Origin of the sequence: Desulfatitalea tepidiphila (assembly GCF_001293685.1) — a bacterium.
GTDB classification, from domain to species: Bacteria; Desulfobacterota; Desulfobacteria; order Desulfobacterales; family Desulfosarcinaceae; genus Desulfatitalea; species Desulfatitalea tepidiphila.
Genome location: NZ_BCAG01000003.1, coordinates 399,978 through 422,724, shown reverse-complemented (window position 1 = coordinate 422,724; position 22,747 = coordinate 399,978). Strand labels below are relative to the sequence as shown.

Sequence of the window (22,747 nt, the reverse complement as noted above, 5' to 3'; positions counted from 1 at the left end):
TTGCTCCTGTTCACTCATCCGCCGATATAGGCCTTTTTCACCATCTCGCTGTCGAGGAGTTCGCCGGCTGGCCCTTCGAGGACGATCTGGCCGTCCTGAAGCACATAACCCCTGTCGGCGATCTCCAAGGCCATCTGGGCATTTTGCTCCGAAAGCAATACCGTGATGCCCATCTTGGGAAACGTCTGGATGATATCGTAGATATTTTCCATCACCACCGGGCTGAGCCCGAGCGAGGGCTCGTCGATGAGCAGCAACCTGGGCCGTGACATCAACCCCCTGGCGATCACCAGCATTTGCTGCTCGCCGCCGCTCATCAGGCTGGCGCGCTGCTGGGATCTTTCACCCAGAATAGGGAACATTTCGGCGGCCTGGCGCATCATCTCCTGTCGCCCGGACCATGCCTCGCGCTGGCAGGCACCCATCATCAGATTCTCGCGCACCGAGAGATAGGGGAATATCTTGCGGCCCTCGGGGATATGGGAAATTCCGGCGGCTACAATGTGGTGCGGCGCCATTTGGTCGATACGACGGCTTTCAAACACAATCTCGCCGGAAGTCGCTGATTGCATCCCTGAAATGGTATTGAGCAACGTCGTCTTGCCCGCGCCATTGGATCCCACCAGCGCCACGATCTCTCCCTGGCGGACCTCCAGCCCCAAATCGTGTAGCACCGGAATGACGCCGTAGGAGACATTCAATCGTTTAATGGACAACATGGCGACCTCCCAGATAGGCCTTGATGACACGCTCGTCGTTGATCACCTCCTTGGGCGTCCCCTCAAGCAGTTTCTGGCCATGCTGGAGCACAACGATGCGCCGGGCGGCCGCCATGATCACCTTCATCACATGTTCGATCCACAGGATGGTGATGCCGAATTGGTCCTGGGCGCTCCAGATCATGTCCAGGGCACGAGAGGCCTCTCCGGGGTTCAAGCCGGCCATGGCTTCGTCGAGCAGCAACAATCTGGGCACGGTGGCCAGTGCCCGGGCCAATTCGAGCATGCGCAGTTCATACAGATTCAGATCGCGCGCCAGAGTGTCGCGTTTGGCGAACAGACCGACGAACTCCAGGTAGTACGAGGCTTCGAAAGAGGCATCGAAAAGGCTCATATTCGGCCGATGCCCGCCGTTGAGAACGCTGACCGTCACCGACGCCAGGGCCGTCATGGCGTAAAACGGCCTTGGGATCTGGTAGGTGCGGCAGATCCCCCGATGACATATCTTGTTGGACGGCAGACCGCTTATCTCTTCTCCCAGAAAACGGATGGATCCCCGGTCGGCTTTGAAGGCGCCGGAAATCAGGTTCATCACCGTTGTTTTGCCGGCGCCGTTGGGGCCGATCAACCCCACGATCTCTCCCTCTCGGACCGAAAAGCCGACATCCCTGACGGCTTGCAGCCCCCCGAACGATTTGTGCAGCCCCTGTATTTCGAGCACGACTTAATTTCTCCTTACCTTGAGCTGCGGGAAATAATCCCGGTGGTGTCGCTTGTGATAGAGGCCGAATAGCCCTTCGCCCCGCGGCAGGAATACGATGGCCGCAATGAGCACCAATGGAAAAACGACGTAATTGATTGGCCCCAACGGTCGGATCACATCTTCCAGAATGGCGACGAAATAGGCCCCCCAGACCGCACCGTAGGAATAGGCTCGGCCGCCGATGAGAATGATGATCAGGATCTTGAGCATATAGTCCAGCGGCAAATAGGTGACTCCGGCGAAGGTGCGGAAGGTATGGACGATGAACCAGCCCACGATGCCGGTCAGCACCGAAGGAAATACGTAGTAAAAAACCTTGTTGCGGCTGACGTTGACCCCCATCATCCGGGCCACGTCCTCATCTTCGTTGATAGCGGCCAGCGTGACGCCGTAGCGCGATCGGCCGATTTTGTCCGCCACCAGAAGATAGAAGAGCATCAACGCCAACGAAAGGTAATAATAGGAAACATAGTTCCAGGTCACGCGCCCGAGATCGAGCAGGGGGCTCATGCCGACCAGGCCGACTTCACCGCGGAACAGATCGCCGTAAATAAATGTCAGGTCCAGAAATGCCAGGGGGAGGATCAGGGTAATCAGTGAAAAGTAGAGCCCCTTGGCGATCCAGGTAATGGGACTGAGTATCAAGGCGATGGCGGCGCACATGACGATGGTGGCCAAAAATGTCAGGAAGGGGTGCCAACCCAGGTGCAGATTGAGCAGGGCAGCCGTATAGCCACCAATGCCGAGATAGAGCTGCGGCCCGAAGTTGACACGCGCGGTGCCGACCAACTGTAGCCCCAGCGGGATGGTAATGGCCGCCAGCAGGTTGGCTGTGGTGAACATGGTGAGAAAGGCCGGATACCGGAAAATGGCCAGCGGCAGAAGGACCAGGAGCAGGACACCGATCCAGGGATTGCGCCAGTAGCGCGGCTCGATGATATATTCGTACTTCCGGTCCCGCCAGCGGGCGATGATGCGGTCACGTTTGAGCTCGAACTTTACCATATGGTTTCTCCGGGATAGAGGCCGCCCCGCTTGAAAATCATGACCAGCAAGGTGATGACCAAAGCGGCGAACCCCATGAATCGCGACACATAGAAGAAGCTGATGAAGGCATGAATGAATCCAATCAGATAAGAGGCCACGATACTGCCTTTGAGGTTGCCCAGGCCGCCCAGAATCGAAACCAGCATGGCCGTGGTAAGCAACGGCGCCCCCATGAGGGGATCGACGCTCCAGAACGGCGCAATCATCAATACGCAGATGGTCGGTGGAATGACCGACAACGCCATGGCCAGAAAGTACATTTTGCTGACATCGGCCCCCATGAGACGGGAGGCCTGGATATCCTGACTCATGGCCCGGATGATCAATCCGACGCGGGTCTTGAGGAACATCCAGACGAACGCAAGGGTAACCCCTATACCCGTGAGGGCTGCGAAGAGCATTTGGTAGGAGAGCCGGACCTTGCCGATTTTAAACGTACCGTCGATGATCGTCGTGGGAATGGAGACACCGGCGGTTACCGGATAGCTGTAGTTGGCCATATGGGTCACGGCCAGAAACACCAGCATCGACAGGGTCAGTAAAATCTCCTCCTGCTCGAGATAGCGCTGAAATATCCCTTTGTAAAACACCAACAGCGCAAAGACGATCTGCACGACGAACATCACACCGATGGCCGGCCACAAGCCCAGGTGCAACTCGTGCATCAACGCCCAGGTCCCGTAGGCCGCCAACACAAAGGTGACGCCATAGCCAAGGTGGAAAATCCGCAGCACGCCGCAGATCAGGGAAAACCCCAAGGAAATCAACAAGTAGATCGATCCCCAGACAAAGGCGTACATCAGGACGGATTGCAGTTTGTAGACGAGCATGGACAGACACTCCTCTATCCCTGGCGTGCGGCCTCCCCACAACGGTTCATATAGATCCGCAAGGGCCGCACGCCTTTCTTTTCTCTTCTATGGTGTTACTTTCTCAGCTCCGCGGGTGACATATACTTGGCGTTGGCGTATTCCGCCGGGAAAATCACCTTCATGGCCCCCTGGTCGCCCTCTTTCTGCCACTGCACGATCGGCGTGACATATTTGGGATAGGGCAAGTTGTAGTGCAGTTTCGGATCCCAACCGATGGTGCCGAGCACCGCGACCTCCTCCACGTTTTCCAGGCTCTTGATCAGGGCTTCTATATTACCCGCGCCACCGGCGTTTTCGGCCGCCTTCTTGAAACCGTAGAGCGTGTCGTAGGTGGTATGGGACCCGAAAATGGGTCCGACCTTGTACTTGCCCACCAGATTGTCCATGAAGGGAATCGTCTTCTCGGTAATGGGCACACGGATCATGGAAGAGCCCACCAGCACGCCGAGGCACTTGCCTTCGGTCACTTTCCATGCCGGCGGCATGCCGGCCAATCCACCCCATATATAGAGCGGCAAATCCCTGGCGCTGGACTGCTCCCACTGTTTGATCAGCGCGCCTTCGTCGATATAGCCGACCGTGGCGTCGATCACATCGGCCTCCATGGCGGCGATCTCTTCGAAAACCGATGTGAACATCTTCTGGTCGGTGGAGAGGGTGGTCTCGTAAACCACTTTCAGGCCGTTCTGGGAATAGACCTCCTTCAACGGCGGCGACACATCCTTGAGTCCTTTGCGCAGCGGCTTGGTCCACTCCATGTCCTCATAGACCAGCGCTACCTTTTTGGCACCGGCCAGCCCCTTGAACACCTGGGCATTGAGAGGCCCCCAGATGTTGAGGTAGTTGGTCGACACGGAATAGTAGGTTTGAAATCCGAACTTATACTTCTCGTAGTTGTCGCGCACATGGTGCCAGATCACATCACCCGATCCGATGGTGGAAAACATGATATGGGGAAATTCTTTGAACAGCTCGGCGCCGATTTCCATGCCGGCCACGGCCATTTCGACCTTCTCGCCGATGACCACCGCGGTCACTTTGTCGGTCATGACCAGCTTTTTGTAGAGTTCCACGGCCTTGGGGATCTCCCCCTTGGTATCCTCGACGATGAGTTCCAAAGGCTGTCCGGCAATGCCGCCGGCGCTGTTCATCTCGTCAACGGCCATCTGGGCGGCGCCTTTGGCGCTGAGGGAGAACGCCGCCGACAGGTTGCCCATGAATCCGATTTTGATCGGTGCGTTGGCCTGGGCCATCGCGCCGGTCGAGAATGCCAAGATGAAAAACAGGACAACGGATACGACCACCCCACTCTTTTTTCTGTTCATTGAAGCCTCCTTGATAGACGTGGCTTTGGAAAGAGTTAACGCCGTTGCCGTCAATCCCGACGGCCTTGATTATCCCTGATCGACGGACTTGCGTCCTTTTTGCTTGGTAACGGTCTGTTGTTCCTTTGTAGAAGACGTCGGTCCGATTGACGCCGCGGGCTGTGATCGTGGATCCAAAGGTTCGACGTTCACCTTGAACGTGAACGGGTTTTGGGAGCGATCCGCCTCTACCCCCCCCATCACCAGTTCAACCAACGGGTCGACGTAATCGAGAAGATTGTCGTCGGTTCGATACAAAAGTTTGCGAATGGTGAGATGCTCGATCGCCCCCAACAGCACAGAACGAATCAGGTAGGGCGTAAAACCGGATTTGATTTCGCCCGAGGCGATGCCGGAACGGATCACGTCGATCAGGGGGCGCATGCGCTGCCGCAGCACCTGATATCCCTCGGCTTCCATAAATCGGCTGTTCTGTTTGAGGATGAGATAGCTGACTGCGGCATAATTGGGGTTGGTCTGGTGTATCCAAAGCAGAATATAGATGATCGCCCGAAGCTTATTGACCGTTCCTTTGGCCATAGCCAGGTGAAAATCGATCAACTCGCCGATTTTTTGGGAAGTTTCCAGCGGTATGGTGAACAGGATATCTTCTTTGGAAGTAAAATACTCGTAGAGGGTGGGTTCCGAAAGGCCGGCACCCTTGGCGATCTCGGCCATGGTGGCGGTGTGGAATCCCTTCTGCGCGAAGACCTGCTCCGCTGCCCTGAGAATCTGTTCCCGGCGTGGACCGGTCTTCCTGCCCTTGGCCAAATCACCCTCCTTTGTGCCGCCGTCCGAAAACCAGAAAGGCGGATGAATCGGGTGCCTTATGGAATTATTTACTGCCTGGGATGTATCGCGCCGGTGATAAAATGCTTCGTGGCGTGTCTTTTTTTGGATAAAAGGAATTGATGCTTTAGTCAACATGAATTTAGCGTTATTAAGAAAATGAATGAAATATTTTATCCACACTATGAGAAATTAAAATTGCCCATTTTTTTCGAAGGAATCGGCGACTTGAAAAAGGCTTGCGGTCCTGCTAATCAGCGATAAACCATGGAGGAGATTGGACGTGAATGACATTGCCTTTCGTTCGGCCGCTGAACTGGCGCAAATGATCCGCAACGGCAAGATGTCGAGCAGGGAACTGCTCGACATCTATCTTCAACGCATCGAAACCTACAATCCGCGGATTAACGCCGTGGTGACCATGGATGTGGAGGGAGCCCGTCTTCAAGCCAAAAAAGCGGACGAACTGGCTGCCAAAGGGAAATTCATGGGGCCGCTGCACGGCGTGCCGGTGACGATCAAGGATGGTTTCGAAACCGCCGGGATGCGCACTACATCAGGTGCCACGATCTATGAAAACCATATTCCCAAAACCCACGCCGACGCGGTTCAGCGCTATGTCGACGCCGGCGCGGTGATCATGGGCAAGACCAATGTGCCCAAGTTTTGCGCCGACTCGCAGAGCTACAACACCATCTTCGGCACGACCAACAACCCTTGGGACTTGGAACGCACGCCGGGCGGGTCATCCGGCGGGGCTGTGGCGGCCCTGGCCGCCGGGTTGTGCGGATTGGAAATCGGCAGCGATATCGCCGGTTCGATCCGAGTCCCCGCTGCCTGGACCGGAGTTTACGGTCACCGACCGACCCACGGCATCGTGCCGTTCCGCGGCCATGTCCCGCCGCCGCCGGGCATCCTTTCAGAGGCGGATCTCTCCGTGGCCGGTCCGTTGGCCCGCAGTGCCGACGACCTGCAGATGGCCCTGGACCTGCTCGCAAGGCCCGGTCAATGGAATGCCACCGCCTACCGTCTGTCGCTGCCCGCGCCGCGCGCCAGGACGCTGAAAGAATACCGCATCGCCGCATGGCTCGATGATGCCGCCATGCCGGTGGACGATTCGGTCAAGGCATGCCTGGCGCAGATGGTCGCCGCTTTGAGGGGCGCCGGCGCCCGCGTGGACGAAACCGCACGGCCTGCCATCGATCCGGCCGATGCCTTCCGAACCTTCATGCGGCTGCTCAGCCCGGTGCTCGCCGCCGGCGCACCGGCCGATCTCATCGAACTGCTCAAGCAGGTGGCCCGTACCGAAAGCGAGGAGACCGAGCTGGGACAGTTCGCCCGCGATGCCACCCAGATGCACCGCCAATGGCTATCGGCCAATGCCAAGCGTCACGGCCATCGCCGCATCTGGGCCGATTTTTTCAAGGATTACGATGTGCTGCTCTGCCCGGTGGCCAGCCTGCCGGCCATCGTGCACGACCAGAAGGGCGAACCCATCGAGCGCACCGTCATGGTCAACGGCAAGACCGAGCCCTACAGCATCCTGTTGCGTTGGGCGGGCCTGGCGACCTATGTCTACCTGCCGGCCACCAGCGCACCAATCGGTCGCACGGACGGCGGCCTGCCGGTCGGCGTGCAGATCGTGGGGCCCTTCCTGGAAGACCGCACGCCCATCGATGTCGCCCAAAAGCTGGCCGGGATCATCGGCGGTTTCGAGCCCCCGCCGGGATATGTGCCATAGGGTGATAACAACTTATTAAAGAGAACACACAGCCGAATCATGAATCCGAAACTGTTCAAGCTTCTGATCAACGTCTATCCACCCTACCTGGGCACGGGCATCGTCCTCACGCACGTGGCCGACGACTACTCGCGTATCACGATCCGGATGAAAGAGCGCTTCTACAACCGCAACTACGTGGGCACCCATTTCGGCGGATCGCTGTATGCCATGACCGACCCATTCTACATGCTGATGCTGATCCAGATCCTCGGACCGAAGTACGTCGTGTGGGACAAAGCGTCCAGCATCAAGTTCGTCAAACCCGGAAAGGGGACCGTCACGGCCGAATTCCATGTGGACCAGGCGCTCGTTGAGAAAATCAAAAGAGAGACCGCAGACGGCCGGGTCTTCTTGCCCGAGTTGACGGTACCCATCAAGAACGAACAGGGCGACATCGTGGCCATGGTGGTCAAGACGCTCTACATCCGCAAAAAAGACAACCTTTGACGGCACCGTAAGAAGCCCAATATCTGCGTTGCGCTCATCCCGTGGTCCTTGCGGCGTACGACAAGTACGCCTCAGGACACGGAATTTCGCACGCCTTGATCTTGAACTCCTTACGGCGCCGTCCAGCGATAGCTATTTACGTGTCTGTCAATTCTTCACTCCGGGATTATCAGCAATTCCAACTGAATGTGATTCACCTTGAAGGGCATGCATTACAGAAGGAATTCGATAGAAATTCGCATGGCAACGGACATGGCAGGCGTGGGTGGAGCAGGTGGCCAGGGCCACGTGAGCCTGCGGTCAATAGTGCCGGTTGAATGCAAACGGCGGATATGCGGCCCAGACTGTTTGAGCGCAGCGAGTTTCTGGGCCGCCCGCCGTGCATGTTACCGGCACTTGACCGCTTGGCGTGTGGCATCGACCACCTGCTCTATCCACGCCGGGTTTAATGAATAGTATTCAGTCAGAACCCCTACGGGATTATTTCAGTTTTTGTAGCATTTCCCCCATCATGCGATGAATCAGGTTGATCGCCTTGAGCGGTCGGAGCATGACCTTGAAGTCGATGATCCTGCCGTCCGCCCCCCAGGTGATCATGTCCACACCGTTGACGACGATGCCGTCGATCTCGGTCAAAAATTCGAGGACGGCATGGTTCCCCGATACGATCTCGCGCAAGTATTTGAAAGTCCCGTTATTGAGCACGTGCATGGCAGCGGTCAGGTAGAGTTTGGTGATCGGTTTGCCCGCTTGCGGCGTATGCACGACCGGTGAGTGAAACACCACTTCATCGGCCAGAATGGCGTCCAAAGCGGCTTCATCCTTGGAAGTGACAACATGGTGCCAGGCTTTCATCGTATCTTCGATCATGTTCATCCTTGTCTATTGAAGGTTGTATTTCAGTCTCATGGCCCGTGAAATGTCGCTGGTCATGATCAGGGCGCGGTCCGCCTCCTCGGGCGAGAGCAGCACCATGTCGCACGCCGGCATGACCCATGACGATTCGACCAAAAGACGCCGATCGACCCCCGACTGTGAAAAGCGGTCGATGGCCGCTGATATTTTTTCGATCAGACCCTCTGTGGTCTCTTTTTCGAGCGATGCGCCGTCCACCGGCACGATCCCCCAGGCCAACATGCCGCCGCGATTGAGGAAACGGTTCAAATCCGGCGCATAGAGCAATATCTGCTCGATGTGCTGGTAGGCATCGAAATTGATCACGTCTATGGCGGCATCGGTCAAAAGGGTCCAGTCGATATTGGCGCAGCAGTGCACCCACCGGACGTCGTCGATCCCTGTGAAGCTGGCATCGATGGCATCGATGATCCCTTCGCGGGTGCCCGTGCCGCCGGCCGAGGTGAACGTCACCAGGGTCGTCTCCGGCAAATCGACCACGACTTCCACATCGGGGATGTGCGCATGGATGGCGGCCGCCAGTGAGCGCGCTTTGATGTTCATGCCCTTGATCAGGATGTCCCGCAACGTTTCATTGTAGATCGAGGGCTGCCCGTTGGCCTGTTTAAGGAAATCGCCGAAAAGCAGGGGACCGGCCGTATGAAAAACCACCCACTTGAGCTCCGGCGGCCGATGGTCGCGTATCTTGGCGATCATCTCATAAATAAACGGCGCGATCTGGGGCGTGGTCTTGAAATAGTCCAGGTCATCGGCCTCGTATCGGTCGTAGAACTCGATGATTTCGGGCTCGCGTTCGGTGGAGAGATCGAAATAGACATTCTTTTTGACGCGATCGAACACCAGGCACGGCAGCCCTTCCAGCATCCAGCGGATGCTCCTGGTCAAGGCCGGCAGGCAGGGGGCTTCGGGCAGATACTTGAGGATCGAGCGGGCGGCGTGGTCGATATCGCGATAGGGAGTGATGCCCATCATGGTGGCCGCGAAACAGGGTCTGGTTTGGCGTTCTCTCAATGTATCCCCTCCTTTGAAAGATACCACCCGGTTATCGGCCGAACAGCCGGTCAAAGCGCATCAACAGCTCCATATCGCCGTCGACCTTGTACTTCTGGGACATGAACAGATTCTGCCCGTCGGCCTTGCCGGTGACGATGTCCATCCAGACGGCGAAGGGCGTTTCGATGGTCAGCGTGGGACGATCGGCCCGGCCGGCCGAGGGAATGATCGTGCCGTTGTCGATATCAAAATGGCATGCCCCCTCGACCTCGCCCGAAAAAAGGAACTGAATCACGGCCCGGGTATCCCTGGCCGCGTCGCGATTGAACGCCATGCCCATGATCAGCATGAAGCTCTCGATGGAGTCGGGCCGCGGCACCATGCCACGCTCCACGAATTTTTTCATGGTCACGCCCTCGGCGATGCAGGTCTTCCACACCAAGTTGGCCACGGTGGTCCAGATGCCGAGATCCTTGACGCTCTGCTCATGGATCTGTTGCATGGTCGCTTCGGATATGCGTCCGTTCGTCACGATCTCCCTGCCCGCTTCGACGGTCGCCGCCAGAATCCGCTGGGCGCGACTGCCGCCCAATGATGCGGCCATGGCTTCGGCACCGGGGCGGTAAATCTCGGCCACCAGGCGCTTGCCGAAGAGGTATTTGGCCCATGCGGAGAGCGGACCGAAGGCCTCCTCGTCATGAAAGCCGGCCACCGACAGCACCACGGCCTTAGGATGGGGATAGCGCTCCGGGTGGGTGGTGCGGCCGCTGGGCAGGGTGACAAAATAGGGTTCGTTCATGGGCAGGGTGCGCTCGATGAAGGCCTTCAGAGCGGCATTGACCGCATAATGGTAGAGAGGGGTGGCAAAGACGACCAGATCGGCCTGACGGTATTTGTCGAACAGCTCGCCGCTCATGTCGTCCTTATGGATGCAGACGCCAGGGGTCTTGGTCCAGCATTGGAAACAGCCGCTGCAGGTGTTGATTTTTTTGTCGCGCAGGTTGATGATTTCGACCTCGGCGCCGGCATCGGTCATGCCCTGTACCAGGTGGGACAACATGATTTCGGTTTTGCTCTGACCTTCGCCGCGCGGGCTGGAGTTGAGCGCAAGCACTTTCATACGAGGTTCCTTTCTGTGGATGGAGAAAATCGGTTTAGCTATAGCGATATGGGAGCAATACGAAGTCCAAATGGAAGACTCGAATATCGCCTACTCGTCATGGCCGATATAAAACCGGTTCCATGTGGGGCTGATGATGATCTCATTGACGCAAACGTGGGCAGGTTGCTCGGCGACCCATCGGATGGCGCGGCCCAAATCGTCCGCTTTCAGCATCCTGGCCCGTACGTCGGCAGGTGGCGGCACGGGGCGGCGGTCCAGGATCGGGGTGTCGACCTCCGCCGGACAGATGGCGCAGGCCCGGATGCCGTTGACGCACTCCTCCTTGTTGAGATCGGCGGTCATGGCCACGACGGCGTGCTTGCTGCTGGTGTAGGCCGGCCCGACAAGCGAGGAGAGATATTTGCCCGCCCATGAAGAGATGTTGATGACCAGACCGTCTTGTTGCCGGCGCATATGAGGCAGCACCGCCCGGGTGCAATAAAAGGAGCCGTCCAGATTGACGCGGATGACCTGCTGCCAATCCGCGACAGAAACCTCGTTCCAGAACCGCTTCGGGCAGTTCAAGCCTGCGCTGTTGACCAAAATGTGGATCGTACCGTGACGTCCGACGATGGCCGCCGCCATTCGTTCGACCGCATCCGGATCGCTCACATCCAACGGTTCGGCTTCCGCGCGACCGCCGGCGGCCACGATCCGATCGGCCTCGCGCACCAATACCTCTTTGCGACGACCGCTCATCACCACGGTGGCACCGCCGTCCGCCAACGCTTGGGCGCCGGCCAGCCCGATGCCGGTGCCGGCACCTGTCATCCAAACGATTTTACCTTTCAGCATGTGAAGGACCTCTCCTAGTGATCGGGTTTGGAAGGTTTCAAGACCGGAATGCTTCCCCGGCCCGCCGGGTCGTTTTACCCGTTCGTCGATCCACATCATAGAAGAGAGAGAGGTGAACGGTCAACCATCGTCATCGCATCCGGGGTGTTTCTCACCCGCCCGCCTCTCTTGTTTTTCGTTGAACGGGATCGGATTTTATGATTTAGTTAAGCCAGTTGCGCTCAAGCTCCGGACCATCCACGGCGACACCTTTGCACCGACGATTTTTCCGAACCATCGCACCCGGATACCATCCTTTTTTTATCGGACAGCTGCCACTAAAGGAGCCGACATGGCGGACAACCAGCATCAACAACAATTTCTCCGCAGAGCACTGGTCAAGAAGGTCCTTCGCCGCATCATCGCCCTGGTGACCATCGTTTGTCTGGTCTACGGACTCATCGCCCTGGTGTACGCCACCAAGACCATCTACAAGGTCAAAATGAATTACGCCGTCGTGCTCGAAAGATTCGGCGGCGCACGCGAGGCGGTCACCGACGTGGGCTGGCATGTGCGGTGGCCCTTTTTCACCCGCATCGAACAGGAGGTGGCCTTGATGAACCAGCGACTCTACCTGGGCGGCCAGCTCGAACCCATGCGGATCATTTCCAAGGGCAATGTGGCCTTATGGACCTCGGGGGTGTTGACCTACCGAATCCGGGACCTGGAAACCTGGGCCATCCAAAACCTCGAACCCATGCAACTGCTGCAGGGCGATTACGACGGGATCGTCAAGGACCTTTTGCAGGCCGAACCGGTGGACCAACTCATCTCCGATCGCGAGGAAATCAAGGAAAAAATTTTCAAGGAGCTCAAGTCGAGCCCCATCAATGTGGGCGGGCCGACCCTGGAAAAAAAATACGGCATCGATATCGTGAGTTTCGTGCTCAAAGAGACTCGCTTCGGCGACAAACTGGTGGAGGCTACGGAGGAGAAAAAACGGCGTGAGCTGATCGCCGAGGCCGAAAACTATGCCGCCGACCAGGAAGCCAGCCGCATCCGCAAGCTCTACGCGGCCTATGTGGACGGTATCCAGGCGCTCCAAAAAAGCATCGGCCGGACCGACGGCATGACCGATACCGCCATTTTACAATTCCTCACCCAGCAGAAATGGGCCACGGCCTATGAAAAAAACCAGGAGGGACAGCATACGGTCGTGATCCAGAACACCGAAATGTCGCCGGCCCTGACACTGCCAGCGCCCCAAGCGCCTTCGGCGCCGACGGCAAACAAGGCCGGAAGCAATACCAAATCACAGTAAGATGTGAAGGTCTCTGACCCGAGGAGTCGTCCGGTGCCCAAACGCCTGACCAAAAAAGTGACCTATGTCCGCCTGCCTGAACACCGAATCAACGAGATTCAGGCCCTGGTGGCGTCATGGCCATACGAAACCAAGGCCTTCATGCGTGCCCGGCTCAACCAGTACAAACCGCCGCGAATATGGCTGAGCAGCCTGGCCGAATGGGGACTTACCTTTTTCATGGATTCGCCGGAAAAGACCTTTCGCGTCCTCAAGGACCCTGCCATCCTGACTGATTGGCAGAAGCGGTTCGAACTTTCCGGTCAGGCCAATCCCCAGGACGCCTGGAATCGCATCCTGGAAAAAGAGGTGACGTCCAGGGATTATCTCTACCTGCTCAGTCTGCTCGACGAGAGCCTGACCGATGTGCACGTGCCCATCGAACTGGAGAACCTGTTCGAAAAAGTCTACCGGGCCCACATCCGCAAGGAGTACGTCTCCGACCCAGTCGTCCCCAAGGCCCCTCTCCTGCTGGTGGTCGGCCCTTCGGGAAGCGGCAAGACATCGACGGTCACCGAGGCCATCGAAAAGGTGATCTTCAGCGACCAGGTGCTGCCCGAAATCGACCTGAACCTGAAGAAAGAGGAGTTGCTGGCCGACGAACCGTTCTGGAAGAGTCTGGAAGAGGTCGATCCGACCCTCGCCATGGAAATGGTGCGTCTCAAGCGCCTCAAATTCTACAAGCGTTTGGGCCGCATTCCCCTGATCCGCTGGATCTTCAAACGCCAGATCAACCGCAATCTCTCGATTCTCGAAGAGCAGGGCATCCAGGTCGACTATGCCATGATCACGCCCAACGATTATCAGACCGCCCTGGCGGGCGAGCCGGGCAACTACTTCAAGCGTGCCCTGGGAGATGCCCGAAAAACCACCATCCGCCACGTGGAAGAGGCGCACAGCGCCTTCGGACGGGTCGAGGGCCATGCCAGCGGCGCCGAACGCCAGCAGCGCACCCTGATCGACACCTCCAATATCGTTATCGATGAGATCATCAGCGGCAAGCGGGACTGCCTGCTCGTGGCCACCACCGACCAGCCCGAACGTTTCGACGCGGCCATCTACCGGCGCTTCGTGGAAAAAGGCAAAATCATCAACCTGGCCGATTTCTGGAAAAATCCGTCCAACCTGCGCGAGGTCGTGCGCCTGGAGTTGCAGCGTCACGACATCGCAGTGCAAACCGCGGGAAGGCCGGTCAGGCCGGCCCCGGATAGACCAGCCCCCATCACCCAGGCTGACCTGGATCGCGCCGTGGAATTGATCTACCAGGTTTTCAAGGAACGCACCTTGAAGGTGATCCCCTCCTACGTCCGCAAACTCGTCCATTCCATCGTGGAGATAAAAAGCGGTTTCACCACAACGTATCTTCAGGACCCCTTTCTGGTGCGCAACGCCTTCGAACTGGTGGCCCAGAATTCTTACGGCGACCTGTACAAACGCATCGTCGATCGCATGGATCGCCACGTCCGGTGGGAAGAGTATGTGGGCGGCATCAAGGATATCTTCTCCGAAATGACCAACAACTGTCTCTACTACGGCGTCGATGAAGAAAAAGGAGTGGTGCTCAATGGGCCGCCGGGCAGCGGCAAGACCTTTTTGGTTCGCACCTGGCTCGGGGAGAACAAGGAGGTCCACGACATCGCCACCAGCGCCGCGGCCTTGCAGGACCCGGTCAACCCTATCGACGGCGCAGTGGAGAACATGGAAAAACTCTACGACATCGCCAAGATGATCGCACCCACGGTGGTCTTCTTCGACGAAGGCGACGCCCTGGCCCCCAAGCGCAGCGCCTCGGGCGGCTCTCCTGCAGACAAGCTGACCAACAAGTTCTTGAGCCTGATCGACGGCGAAATTCCCCTGCGGCGGGTCTTCACCGTACTGACCACAAATCGCCTGGACATTATCGATCCGGCCCTGATTCGTTCCAAGAGGCTCAAGGTGCTTGAAATCTCGGGCATGATGAGCAAAGACGACATCGAAGGCATCGTCGCCATCTCCCTGGAAAACATCCCTTTGACCGATGAGCTGAGCGTCAAGACGATCATCGAAAGCGCCCAGGGATTGTGCAACACCCCGGCCGATTACGCCGCCTTCGTCGAAAAGGCAAAGGCCCTGCGCAGCACCGAATACGAAGTCCTGCTCAGATTCCGCGACATGCAGGCAGCCGACGAAGATATTCGGGTCAATTTCGTCAAATTCAACCTCAAAACACTGGTGGGCATCGTCGAAGCCGTGGACCTGCCGGCCCCCCTGCGCAACGAGCTCAAAGCCAAGCCACTGAAAATCCTGGACCACTTCGACGAGATCAAGGCGGCCTGCGACCGGGTCGAATCGGCCGATGCCTATCCGCTGACGCGCTCGCACCTGGCCTCTGCCAAGGCGGAAATCTCCCAGAGTCCGGTCAAAAAAGGCAAGGTCCAACTCGACGAGTTCCTCGAGGCCGAGTTGAGCCAGGAGCCCCAGGTCGGTTTCATCATCGGCGTAGGCGCCAGCGATACGGCCGGCGTGCTGCTGCCCATTGCCACCAGCCTGACCTACCGGGTGTCGTCCAAGAACGTTTTGGTCACCGGTGCGGTGTCCTCCCCCTCTTCCGCAGCCGCCCAGCTGGACATGGCCGTTCAGATGACCCAGCAATCGGCCCAGGAGGCGCTCACCATGGTGAAAAACTACCTTCAGGGGCTGGATCCCAAGGTGAGCACCGCCCGGCTGTTGGGCGATTTCCTGGAAGACTACACCATCCACCACCAATTGTTGTCGGCCTCGTACAACGTGGGCGGCCCATCGGCCGGCTATGCCCTGGCCATCAACACCCTTTCGGCCCTCATGCTCATCCCTGTATTGAACGACTTCGGCATTACCGGCGCGCCCTGGACAAAGGGTGTCAAACCTGGAGAGGTGGGCGGATCGGTCATCATCGGCGGACACAAGAAGAAAACGGAGAAAGTGCTCACCTACCTGCGGCGCATGTACATGCCCCTGAAAAATTACATGGACCTGGATCAGGATTTTTTGATGGGCTACTGGTCACAGGGAAAGGACATTCTGGGCGTCACCCATTTCGGGGATTTGATCCCGGAGGTGGTCTGGCTCAGCCCCTCCTACGGAAAACGTCTAGAAGAGCTGATCCATCTGCGCATCCAGTATAAGCTGGCCAAATACAAGAGTGAAAGCCCGCCCCAGGAGATCAAGGAGCGCATCCTGGCCATCAAGGAAGAGCTGCGCGGCCAGGTCGAAAAGCAGCTCCAGGAGCGACTGGCGGCGCTGCGCTACTATTTGCGCAGCCCGGTGCGCGATCCCCACCTTTCTCTATCGGAGATCTACCGTCACAAACCCAGCCGCGTGTCCGATTGGACCGAACCCGTTTTCAGGCTGATTCGTAACATCAAATCGCGAAAATCCATTCCGCCGGAAGTGTAATAGCTTATTTTTTCTTCAGGAAGAAGGTGGGACAGGATGGATTGACCCGGCCGATGATACCTCCTGGTCCGACAGCCTGCGTCCACCGACCCAGATCGAAGCGATGTGCGCCAACCCATCGATCAGGCGATCAGGGCTCCCGTCCACGACCAAAAAATCGGCCCGGCCACCGGGTCGCAATTCACCGCGATCGGTCAGGCCCATCAGTCGGGCGGCACAGACCGTGGCGCACCGGACGGCCTGCTCTATCCGCATACCGGCGGCCATGAACAGCGCAAGCTCCTGCCGGACCGCCGCGCCGTGATCGACACCCTGGCTCCCGGCATCGGTTCCCAGCGCGATCGTCACCCCGAACCGGACGGCTTTTCGAATCTGGTCCAATTGATGGTCCACGATGCGCCGGGCAATGTCGATCTGGTCGGTCCTGAGGTTGAAAGCCTCGGCCAGCCGGGACATGGGCACCACGGTCGGCACCCAGCAGACGCCCTGATCGGCCATGCGGCGCAGGTTCTCTTCACCCATAAAATAGCCGTGCTCGATGGAATCGCACCCGGCGGCGATGGCCAGGCGCACGGGCAGCTCTCCGTTGGCATGCACCATCACCTGCCGTCCGGCCCGGTGCGCCACATTCACCATGGCACGCAGCGTGTTTTCGTCAAACTGCGGCCGGGTGGCGTGTCCGAAGCGATCGATGCTGTTTACTCCCGACTGGATGATCTTGAGATGGTCGATGGCATCGATCTGCGCGGACACCACCTCGGCGGGTGACGCTCCCTGCGGCACGGCGCGGCCGAGCATGCGGCCGTAGCGGCCGGGGGCATGCCAGGCCCACCCGCCGGCCTTCACGGTGACCGGTACATCCTTAAACGGATCATGGGTGTGCTTGTAATGAAGGGTGGCCCCCAAGCGATCGCCGCCGTCCCTCACAGCCACCACGCCGTGGCGCCATTGGTCTGTCAAATGCCGGCAAACGGCCGCCTCGGCCGCTTCCAGGGTGTATTCCAATTGGGCCGTGCGCACGCGATCATCGAGCGAACCGGAAAAGACCAGATGCACGTGGGCGTCCATGAGCGCCGGCAATAGCGTTGAATTGGAAACATCCACCGCGTCGCTGGAGGCTGAGCCGGCAGTGCCGACCGATACGAGGAGGCCGCCGCGCACGCCGATCAGCGCCTTTCTGACGATAGGCTGTCCAGCGCCGTCGATGAGCCAACCGGCTCGTATCCAACGGGTTGGGTCTTGGTCTGTCATCGCCTCACACCGAAGGCTATTTCAATGTGCCGCTCAAGTGCCGCCGGAGCAGATCCAGGGCCAGCATGGCGAACAGCTTTTTGTTCATCAGACGCCGGCCGAAGGAGAGGGTCACCCTGCGGCTCAACACGGTGTCGGACGTGGCCAGCCCGATACAGATCGTGCCCACCGGTTTTTCCGGCGTGCCGCCGTCCGGGCCGGCGATACCGGTAGTGGCCAGACCATATGTGGCCCCGGCCACGCGTCGCGCCCCGGCCGCCATCTGTTCGGCCGTCTCTTCGTGCACGGCCCCGCAGCGGTTCAGAGTCTCCGGTTGCACCCCAAGCACCTGGACCTTTGCCGCGTTGGCGTAGGTCACGGCCGAAAAGAGAAAATAGTCGGACGACCCGGGGGTGTTGGTGACCCAGTTGGCCACCAGGCCGCCGGTACAGCTTTCCGCCAGCGCCAGGGTGGCGGCCCGTTGTCTGAGCAGTTTCCCGACCTCGGCGGCCATGGAGCGTTCATCCTGCGAAAAGACATAAGGCTGCAGCTGTCCGGCCGCCCACTGCAGCGCCTCGGCCAGGCGCGCCCGACCCTGCTCTTCATCCAGGGCGTTGTAGTACAGCTTGACCTGGATCTCCGGAAACTTGGCCCGCAAACCGAGCTTGATGTCGGGGAATAGATCGGCGATGGCCGCCACTTTTTCTCCGACGGCGCTTTCGGGCAGGCCGAAGGTCGAGATGACCCGCACCATCCGAAACTGCCGCGCCTTGCCCTGTAGAATCTGCAACGCGGGCAAAACCTGCTCTTCGAACATGACGCGCATTTCGTTGGGCACCCCGGGCATGAAGAAAAAGAGACATCCACCGATCGTCACCTGGAAACCAGGAGCCGTTCCCATGCGATTGTACAACACGCGCGCCCCGTCGGGAAACAGGGCCTGCTTGCGATTGGAAGGGTTCATGGGCCGGCCGCGGGTTTTAAAAAACGCTTCGATTTCGGCCAGTGCCCGGGGATCCTCGATCAGTTGAACGCCGGCCGCCCGGGCCGCCGCCGCCGTGCTCAGATCGTCCTGGGTCGGCCCGAGACCACCGGTCACCACAACCACGTCGGCGCGCCGGCTGATCTCGCCGAACAGATCCACGAGCACCGCCATGTCGTCCCCGACGGCGTGATGCCGCACCACTTCGATGCCATTGATCTCCAAAAGATCGGCCAGGTAGGCCGAATTGCTGTCCACCAGCGCACCGGTGCGGATCTCGTCTCCGGTCGCCACGATTTCAGCTCGCATGATCACACCTCTCCCGAAAAATAAGCCCATAAGAATCCTAACGGTCGATATGGGCGTCAACCGAGCGGGTTATACGCCGGACCCAACCGAAGTGCAACCAGGAGGTGCCGAATACAGCGATTCTAACTGAACGCTATTATTTAACCTGGCGTGGGCGTAACAGTTGGCCGATGCCACACGCCAAGCGGTCAAGAGCCGGTAAAATGCACGGCGGGCGGCCCAGAAACTCGCTGCGCTCAAACAGTCTGGGCCGCTTGTCCGCCGTTTGCATTTAACTGGCTCTATGACCGCAGGCTCACGTGGCCCTGGCCACCTGCCCCACCCACGCCTGCCATCACCTTTACGATGCGAATTTTTTGTCAAAAAACTTCTGTCATGCATGCCCTTCAAGGTGAATCACAATCCATCAGGCTTGCAAAGTATGAAGGTAGGGCACATTGTCATATCGGTGGCAATTAAAGCGACGGCAGAAAAAATTGCGATTGCAACACTTAAAAAATCAGCTCCTGTTTTGGCCGTGGCGATGTCCAGCCGACTCCAGCGGGCCGGCTATCCGCTGACCAGCGCATACCGAAAATTAGGGAGGCCAAGGATACCATGCTTACCTGGTTCTCAAAAACACTCGGCGATGGGATGATGGCCTACGGATCGATCCAGCGGATTTTAGAAGCATTTAAGCCGTTGTATGAGGCTGCGGGAGAACCTTTGGATATGGCCGTATTCACCCGGCATGACTCTGAAGGACGCCTTCATTGCGAGGTTACCGCCTATTTCTCCCCTGCCGCAGCCGAGGTGGCTCGAATATTTGATGCAGAACCGTGTGAGAGGCCTTTGCATCGGGGGTTGGATTTGATCGCAGGCAATCCAGGTTGTTGGTCGATGATCTTTCCAGAAGACCAGATATTGTAAAACATGGAAACCAGTAGCAAGCGATCAAAGTTCAGGTCATGCAAATCCAAACAAGTGAACCAACGAAGGTCGCCGCGGACCGCCGAGATGCCCGGCAGATCTTTTCAGGTGGCCAGGTATCGCGTCCCGTCGGCATGCGCCGCCAGTTCATCGCCCCGTCAAAGCCATCCTATGATCCTGAAAAAAATAAAAAAACAAGTCAAGACAATGCCCCTTCGAGCCGATAAAACAGTGTCGTTTGCCCATTAAATTGAAGAGGACTTATCCCCCATGCCCCTTTTCAAAAAAAGATCCATTGCGAAAATATTCAATTTTTTGGTGCTCCTCGCTCTCCTGCCGGCCTTGCTGATCATCTTTTATTCCGGCCTGGAACTGCGGCGCAATGCCATTGAAAACGCCCAACGAGAGGTCCTGTTCCTCGCCAAGTCCATGGCCGAAGTGCAACGAGGCGTCACCCACGCCGCCCGCCAGACCCTGGCAACCCTTTCCCAACTCAATGAAATCAAAGACAAAAGCTGTATCACCTGCAGCACCGTGTTCCTCGAGGTGATCAAGAGCAATCCATCCTATATCAACATTGCGGCCGTGGACGCCGATGGCGATGTTTTCGCGTCGGCCGTCCCTCACAAAGGAACCAATCTGGCCGACCGTCTCCACATCCGGCGGGCCTTGAGCGAAAAAAAATTCGCGGTGGGAGAATATATCGTCACCCGCGTGGGCCAGCAACTGCCCTCCCTGCCCTTTGCCCATCCGGTGTTCGACCGAACGGGCAACATCTCCGCGGTGCTCACCGCCGCCGTGGGCCTGGAGCGTTTTGCGGACTTTTTCAACAAGGTCGAAATGCCTCCGGGCGCTTTCTTCGCTGTCGCCGACCATCATGGCATCCGTCTCTTCCATCATCCCTCCAGGGGCCATACCAACCCCATCGGTGATCCGATCATCCCCGCGGCCTGGGAAGCCCTTCAGCGCGCCCTGACACCGGGAATATCCATTCATAACGGTCCGGACGGGGTTAGGCGCATCTATGCCTATCAGCCGGTCACGCTGGACGACGCCACCGAGCCTTACGCCTATATGTGGGCGGGCATCCCCGAGGCATTGGTGCTGCGGCCGGCCAATCAGATATTGGCCAGAAACTTAGTCCTGATGTTCACGGCGGCCGTGCTGGCGGTGAGCATATCCATGCTCATGGGCGGCACCATGCTGCTCGATCCCATCGAGAAACTCGTGGCGGTCACACACTCGTTCGGCCGCGGTGACCTGGGCGCCCGGGCCAACCTGGGCAAGGCGCCCGACGAACTGGCAACCCTGTCCAAGTCCTTCAACGAAATGGCCTCCGCCCTGATCAAGGGCCAGGAAGAGCTCCGTGCCATCGCCGATTTCACCTATGACTGGGAGTATTGGCTCGGTGCCGACCAGCGCCTGGTGTGGATGTCCCCCTCGTGCAAAAGGGTCACCGGCTATGATATCTCCGAATTCATGCAGGATCCGGGGTTGATCGAACGGATCGTGCACCCGCTGGACCTTGAATCCTTCCAACGGCACCTTTCTCAAAAGGGTCACGACACCCATGCCTGCCATATCGATTTACGCATCGTTCACAAGGCCGGCCACACTATCTGGATCAACCACCGTTGCATCCCCATCGCCCGACCGGACGGCACCCGTCTGGGGCTGCGGGTGAGCAACCGCGACATTTCCGACCGAAAAAAGATCGAAGACCGCCTGCAACAGGCCCAAAAAAGCGAGGCCATCGGGGCCCTGGCCGGCGGTATCGCCCACGACTTCAACAATATTCTGACCCCCATCATCGCCTTTTCGGAAATGCTGCTGCACGATCTGCCCGCCGAAAACAAACATCGGAAACATGCCGCCGAAATTCTCAAGGCCGGTCAACGTGCGTCAGACCTGGTCAAGCAGATCCTCTCGTTCAGCCGCCAGGCCGAGCACCATAAAATGCCGGTCCGCTTCCAGCAGATCCTCGCCGAGGCCGTGAAGCTGACGCGCGCCACCATTCCGTCCAACATCGAGATGCACCTCAACATCCAGCGCGATTGCGATCCGGTGCTGGCCGACCCCACCAACCTGCATCAGATCGCCATGAACCTGATCACCAACGCCTATCACGCCGTGGAAAAGGACGGCGGCAGCATCACCATCGACTTGCGCCAGGTCCAATTCACGGGAAACGATGCATCCGGGGCGCCCCTGCAACCCGGACGGTATGCCCTTCTGTCGGTGACCGATACCGGCCACGGCATCCCCGGCCACCTTCTGGCCAAGATCTTCGACCCCTATTTCACCACCAAGCCCCACGGCAAGGGCACCGGACTGGGGCTATCCGTGGTCTACGGCATCGTCAAGGATCACGGCGGCGATATCCGTGTCTACAGCGAAGCTGGCCAGGGGACGACGTTCAAGATCTACCTGCCCATACCCCATCGTATTGACGTGACCGACACGCCCGCGCCGCCTGTCGAGCATGCCACCGGCACCGAACGGATCTTGCTGGTGGATGACGAAAAGATGATCGTCGAAGTGCAACGGCTGACCCTCGAACGGCTGGGTTACCGGGTGACGGCCTTCACCAGCAGCAGCGATGCACTGCAGGAACTCGAGGCCAATGCCGGCGCCTACGACCTGGTGATCACGGACATGGCCATGCCCGTCGTGACCGGAGAACAGCTTGCGCGCCATCTCGAAACCCTCCGGCCGGACCTGCCCGTGATCCTGTGCACAGGATTCAGTGAGAGGATCGCCCATGCCAAGGTCAATTCACCCGGCATCAAGGGGATCCTGATGAAACCCTTGACCATCAGCGACCTGGCCGCCTCCGTCCGGCAGGTATTGGATGAAGAACCCGTCAAAAGGGTGTGAGCTTGAGAGAAAGTCAAACATGACGGCAAAGTAAAAAA

The 22,747-nt window shown here is 58.4% G+C and carries 18 protein-coding genes; 6 read left to right on the top strand and 12 right to left on the bottom strand.

Going from position 1 to position 22,747, the window contains the following annotated elements:
• Window positions 1-14: 14 nt before the first annotated feature.
• The 6 genes from DFT_RS06540 to DFT_RS06515 form a co-directional block, all read right to left on the bottom strand.
• Window positions 15-719, bottom strand: coding sequence for an ABC transporter ATP-binding protein (locus DFT_RS06540; RefSeq protein ID WP_054030431.1), 705 nt, complete (start codon window positions 717-719; stop codon window positions 15-17).
• Entirely contained in the window at window positions 706-1,440 is a 735-nt protein-coding gene (locus tag DFT_RS06535; protein WP_054030430.1) for an ABC transporter ATP-binding protein, read from the bottom strand. Before DFT_RS06535 ends, DFT_RS06540 begins: the two co-directional genes overlap by 14 nt.
• Window positions 1,441-1,443: 3 nt before the next feature.
• Complete coding sequence (locus tag DFT_RS06530; protein WP_054030429.1) at window positions 1,444-2,487, bottom strand: branched-chain amino acid ABC transporter permease; 1,044 nt, start codon at window positions 2,485-2,487, stop codon at window positions 1,444-1,446.
• Window positions 2,481-3,359: a branched-chain amino acid ABC transporter permease gene (locus DFT_RS06525; RefSeq protein WP_054030428.1), complete on the bottom strand. Its 879-nt coding sequence runs from the start codon at window positions 3,357-3,359 to the stop codon at window positions 2,481-2,483. The genes DFT_RS06530 and DFT_RS06525 overlap by 7 nt, the downstream gene beginning before the upstream one ends.
• Before the next feature lie 95 nt (window positions 3,360-3,454).
• The gene (locus DFT_RS06520) at window positions 3,455-4,726 is read right to left on the bottom strand and encodes an ABC transporter substrate-binding protein (RefSeq protein WP_054030427.1); all 1,272 of its coding nucleotides are present in this window, start codon (window positions 4,724-4,726) and stop codon (window positions 3,455-3,457) included.
• 69 nt (window positions 4,727-4,795) lie between these two features.
• Window positions 4,796-5,536 carry a TetR/AcrR family transcriptional regulator gene (locus tag DFT_RS06515; protein WP_054030426.1) on the bottom strand — a complete coding sequence of 247 codons (741 nt, stop codon included), beginning with the start codon at window positions 5,534-5,536 and terminating at the stop codon, window positions 4,796-4,798.
• Between the two features lie 301 nt (window positions 5,537-5,837).
• Here DFT_RS06515 and DFT_RS06510 point away from each other — a divergent pair, with 301 nt between their 5' ends.
• Together DFT_RS06510 and DFT_RS06505 are read left to right on the top strand one after the other, a co-directional pair.
• On the top strand, window positions 5,838-7,295 hold the full coding sequence (locus DFT_RS06510; RefSeq protein WP_054030425.1) for an amidase: 1,458 nt from the start codon (window positions 5,838-5,840) through the stop codon (window positions 7,293-7,295).
• Window positions 7,296-7,334: 39 nt separating this feature from the next.
• Window positions 7,335-7,784: a DUF4442 domain-containing protein gene (locus tag DFT_RS06505; protein ID WP_054030424.1), complete on the top strand. Its 450-nt coding sequence runs from the start codon at window positions 7,335-7,337 to the stop codon at window positions 7,782-7,784.
• Window positions 7,785-8,264: 480 nt separating this feature from the next.
• Here the strand turns inward: DFT_RS06505 and DFT_RS06500 are convergent, their stop codons facing one another.
• From DFT_RS06500 to DFT_RS06485, 4 genes are all read right to left on the bottom strand, one after another.
• A complete protein-coding gene (locus tag DFT_RS06500) occupies window positions 8,265-8,654 on the bottom strand; it encodes a nuclear transport factor 2 family protein (protein WP_054030423.1) in 390 nt (129 codons plus the stop codon).
• A gap of 12 nt (window positions 8,655-8,666) precedes the next feature.
• On the bottom strand, window positions 8,667-9,710 hold the full coding sequence (locus DFT_RS06495; protein WP_054030422.1) for a uroporphyrinogen decarboxylase/cobalamine-independent methonine synthase family protein: 1,044 nt from the start codon (window positions 9,708-9,710) through the stop codon (window positions 8,667-8,669).
• A gap of 31 nt (window positions 9,711-9,741) precedes the next feature.
• Window positions 9,742-10,812: an NAD(P)H-dependent oxidoreductase gene (locus DFT_RS06490; RefSeq protein WP_054030421.1), complete on the bottom strand. Its 1,071-nt coding sequence runs from the start codon at window positions 10,810-10,812 to the stop codon at window positions 9,742-9,744.
• Between the two features lie 90 nt (window positions 10,813-10,902).
• On the bottom strand, window positions 10,903-11,649 hold the full coding sequence (locus tag DFT_RS06485) for an SDR family oxidoreductase (RefSeq protein ID WP_054030420.1): 747 nt from the start codon (window positions 11,647-11,649) through the stop codon (window positions 10,903-10,905).
• Between the two features lie 331 nt (window positions 11,650-11,980).
• Between DFT_RS06485 and DFT_RS06480 the strand changes: the two genes are divergently transcribed.
• Window positions 11,981-12,949 carry an SPFH domain-containing protein gene (locus DFT_RS06480; protein ID WP_054030419.1) on the top strand — a complete coding sequence of 323 codons (969 nt, stop codon included), beginning with the start codon at window positions 11,981-11,983 and terminating at the stop codon, window positions 12,947-12,949.
• Window positions 12,950-12,982: 33 nt separating this feature from the next.
• Window positions 12,983-16,402: an AAA family ATPase gene (locus tag DFT_RS06475; RefSeq protein WP_076750425.1), complete on the top strand. Its 3,420-nt coding sequence runs from the start codon at window positions 12,983-12,985 to the stop codon at window positions 16,400-16,402.
• A gap of 15 nt (window positions 16,403-16,417) precedes the next feature.
• On the opposite strand, the gene DFT_RS06470 is transcribed toward DFT_RS06475, so the two are convergent.
• Both DFT_RS06470 and DFT_RS06465 read right to left on the bottom strand, forming a co-directional pair.
• The gene (locus tag DFT_RS06470) at window positions 16,418-17,653 is read right to left on the bottom strand and encodes an amidohydrolase family protein (RefSeq protein ID WP_083453365.1); all 1,236 of its coding nucleotides are present in this window, start codon (window positions 17,651-17,653) and stop codon (window positions 16,418-16,420) included.
• Window positions 17,654-17,669: 16 nt separating this feature from the next.
• Complete coding sequence (locus DFT_RS06465) at window positions 17,670-18,923, bottom strand: competence/damage-inducible protein A (protein ID WP_054032382.1); 1,254 nt, start codon at window positions 18,921-18,923, stop codon at window positions 17,670-17,672.
• Window positions 18,924-19,520: 597 nt separating this feature from the next.
• Here DFT_RS06465 and DFT_RS06460 point away from each other — a divergent pair.
• On the top strand, window positions 19,521-19,832 hold the full coding sequence (locus DFT_RS06460) for a hypothetical protein (protein WP_054030417.1): 312 nt from the start codon (window positions 19,521-19,523) through the stop codon (window positions 19,830-19,832).
• A gap of 270 nt (window positions 19,833-20,102) precedes the next feature.
• Entirely contained in the window at window positions 20,103-22,709 is a 2,607-nt protein-coding gene (locus DFT_RS06455; RefSeq protein ID WP_054030416.1) for a hybrid sensor histidine kinase/response regulator, read from the top strand.
• Window positions 22,710-22,747 lie beyond the last annotated feature (38 nt).